The organism is Corynebacterium sp. AOP12-C2-36, assembly GCF_052379185.1.
In the GTDB taxonomy this organism is placed as follows: Bacteria; Actinomycetota; Actinomycetes; order Mycobacteriales; family Mycobacteriaceae; genus Corynebacterium.
Genome location: NZ_JBQSYJ010000090.1, coordinates 1 through 304, shown reverse-complemented (window position 1 = coordinate 304; position 304 = coordinate 1). Strand labels below are relative to the sequence as shown.

1 protein-coding gene is annotated in these 304 nt (G+C 66.8%); it reads right to left on the bottom strand.

Annotated features, from left to right (window positions below; all coding sequences use genetic code 11):
• A partial coding sequence (locus ACT3UN_RS16600; protein ID WP_444657679.1) for an LCP family protein occupies positions 1-304 on the bottom strand: 304 nt, incomplete at both ends.

Here is a 304-nt window from a genome sequence, read left to right as displayed (position 1 = left end):
ATCCAGGACCACGGAGTCCTCGATGGCCTTACGCAGCTTGCTCAGGGCGGACGGGTTGGTCAACGTCGAGGTGCTCAGCACCTTGTTCGCCAGGCTGGCCATGTAGACCTGCTGGCGGGTGATGCGGTCCAGGTCGCCGCGCGGCAGGTCGTGGCGCTGGCGCACGAAGCTCAAAGCGTTCTGGCCACTGAGCGTCTGCTCGCCGGCGGGGAACTTCGCCCCGGACATCGGCTCGTCCACCGCGTTGTTGAGGCAGACGTCCACACCGCCCACGGCGTCGGTGAGGCTCACGAAGCCCATCAGA